The following is a 279-nucleotide window of genomic DNA, read 5'->3' as shown; positions in this document are numbered from 1 at the left end:
TCTCCGGCCAGTGATTCCAGTCTAGTACGATATTGTCCAACGGGATTTTACGATCACGGAAGCCTTTCAGTGCTTCCAACATTTCATCCTGCCTATTATACTTCTCACGACTTTGCCAGAACCCCATTGCCCACTTCGGCATAACAGGAGACTTTCCGGTCAGCGTACGATAACCGCTAATCACGTCGTCCATGTCCTCACCAGCCATAAAATAATAATCGAGTTGCTTGGTCATTTCACTCCACCACGACTGCTTTCCCTGCTCTTCGGGAGCAACAG

At 48.7% G+C, this 279-nt stretch carries 1 pseudogene (running past one end of the window); it reads right to left on the bottom strand.

Going from position 1 to position 279, the window contains the following annotated elements:
• Positions 1-279 (bottom strand): annotated as a pseudogene (locus QZ327_RS13790) (TIM-barrel domain-containing protein) (its annotated part extends 1,519 nt beyond the left edge of the window); the annotation flags it as partial.

Origin of the sequence: uncultured Bacteroides sp. (assembly GCF_910578895.1) — a bacterium.
Lineage (GTDB): Bacteria > Bacteroidota > Bacteroidia > Bacteroidales > Bacteroidaceae > Bacteroides.
This window is presented reverse-complemented; position numbering and strand designations above follow the sequence as displayed.